Source organism: Actinoplanes sp. NPDC048791, from assembly GCF_040650095.1.
In the GTDB taxonomy this organism is placed as follows: domain Bacteria; phylum Actinomycetota; class Actinomycetes; order Mycobacteriales; family Micromonosporaceae; genus Actinoplanes.
Map to the genome: position 1 here is coordinate 1 of NZ_JBEZGQ010001403.1, position 1,750 is coordinate 1,750.

At 71.3% G+C, this 1,750-nt stretch carries 3 protein-coding genes and 1 pseudogene; 1 reads left to right on the top strand and 3 read right to left on the bottom strand.

Annotated features, from left to right (window positions below; all coding sequences use genetic code 11):
• The 3 genes and pseudogenes from AB0C29_RS46800 to AB0C29_RS46810 all read right to left on the bottom strand — a co-directional run.
• Positions 1 to 184, bottom strand: a pseudogene (locus tag AB0C29_RS46800) (serine/threonine-protein phosphatase); the annotation flags it as partial.
• A 65-nt stretch (positions 185 to 249) separates the two neighbouring features.
• Entirely contained in the window at positions 250 to 1,149 is a 900-nt protein-coding gene (locus AB0C29_RS46805) for an SDR family oxidoreductase (protein ID WP_360834633.1), read from the bottom strand.
• A gap of 54 nt (positions 1,150 to 1,203) precedes the next feature.
• On the bottom strand, positions 1,204 to 1,455 hold the full coding sequence (locus AB0C29_RS46810; protein ID WP_360544518.1) for a hypothetical protein: 252 nt from the start codon (positions 1,453 to 1,455) through the stop codon (positions 1,204 to 1,206).
• A 148-nt stretch (positions 1,456 to 1,603) separates the two neighbouring features.
• Here AB0C29_RS46810 and AB0C29_RS46815 point away from each other — a divergent pair.
• A partial coding sequence (locus AB0C29_RS46815) for an SDR family NAD(P)-dependent oxidoreductase (RefSeq protein WP_360834635.1) occupies positions 1,604 to 1,750 on the top strand: 147 nt, incomplete at its 3' end.

Sequence of the window (1,750 nt, forward strand, 5' to 3'; positions counted from 1 at the left end):
GCCGGGCCGGGGTCGAGCCGCCCGGCAGCGGCCGCAGCTCGCGCTGCTGGTGGTCGACGACGTAGATCACGACCGCGTCGGCGCCGACCTGGGGCGCGACGCGCATCGCCATCTCCGGCAGGTCCTGCGGGCGGGCGTGATGGGCCTCCTGCAGCAGGTGTCGCAGTGACCCCAGCCCGCTCATTCCCGACCCCCTCGCCGTTCGCTCAGGTGATCGTTCCCAGGAGACGCCTTGCTGAATCCCGGTGGTCAGGCCAGCGGCTTACCGCCGGTCACCGCCAGCACCTCACCGGTGATGTAGCTGGACTCCTGCGAGGCGAAGAACACGTACGCCGGGGCCAGCTCGGCCGGCTGCCCGGCCCGGCCCAGCGGGGTGTCCTGGCCGAAAGACCCGACCTTCTCGGCCGGCATGGTCGCGGGGATCAGCGGGGTCCAGATCGGCCCCGGCGCCACGGCGTTGACCCGGATGCCCTGCTCGGCCAGGCCGGCGGCGAGCGCCCGGGTGAACGCCACGATCCCGGCCTTGGTGGTGGCGTAGTCCAGCAGCTCGGGGGTGGACTGGTACGCCTGGATCGACGCCGTGTTGATGATCGTGGAGCCCGGCCGCAGGTGCGGGACGGCCGCCCTGCTCAGCCAGAACATCGCGTACAGGTTGGTCTTCATCACCCGGTCGAACTGCTCCGTGGTGATGTCGGTGATCCCGCCGGGCTGGGCCATCTGGTACGCCGCGTTGTTGACCAGGATGTCCAGCCCGCCGAGCTCACCGACCGCCTGCTCGACGAGCGCGGTGCAGTGCTGCTCGTCGCGGATGTCGCCAGCCACGGTGACCGCCCTGCGGCCCGCCTTCTCGACGAGCTGGGCGGTCTGGCGGGCGTCCTCTTCCTCGTCCGGCAGGTACGCGATGAGCACGTCGGCGCCTTCGCGAGCGAACGCGATGGCGACCGCGCGCCCGATCCCGGAGTCGCCCCCGGTGATGATCGCGCGCTTGCCGGTGAGCCGTCCGCTGCCCCGGTAGCTGTCCTCGCCGTGATCGGGCTCGTCGTCCATCTGCCGGGTGACGCCGGGGTGCGGGATCTGCTCGCTGTCCTGCTGCTCGGGACCCTTGAACTGTCCCTGCGGGTCCTGCTGGGCGTACTGGTCCTCGGGCACGGTGCCATCCTTTCGACGAAGCGGATGACCGCGGTTTCCCCCGGGATGCAGCGACTATGCGCGAGTCCCGGAACTACCGACCGACTGCCGGACCACCCGGCGCGCCCAGCGCATCCGCTCGGCCGCCAGGTCGGGGTGCTCGCCGAACTCGTACGCCATCCGGGCCGAACAACCGCGCGGCCCGTCCTGCCGCAGCAGATCCGTGACCGTCCGGTCGACGGTCGCGGTGTCCTTGACGTCCGCTGCCTGCAGATCCGAGGCGAACAGCGCTTCGGCGCGGGTGACGTCGTCAGCGGACTCCTGCATCTCCTTCACCTCCTTTCCCATTCTGTGGTTCAACTGTGCCCCGGCATCGGCCAATCCCCACGCAGCGGTGAGGGCAGACACAGCACCGCGGGCGTAGCGGGGGCCGGACCGGGTAGGTCGCAGGGATCACCGTCCGGGAGGTAGTGCGATGTCCAAGCCCCTGTCCGAGCAGGTCGTCGTGATCGTCGGCGCGTCCAGCGGCATCGGCCGGGCGAGCGCGCTGGCCTTCGCGGCCCGCGGCGCCAAGGTCGTCTGTGCCGCCCGCGGCGTGCAGGCCCTGGACACTGTGGTCGGC

What these genes read in the sequence shown, in the direction of transcription:
- AB0C29_RS46810 (WP_360544518.1), bottom strand. Translation starts at nt 1,455, where the DNA reads ATGCAGGAGTCCGCTGACGACGTCACCCGCGCCGAAGCGCTGTTCGCC.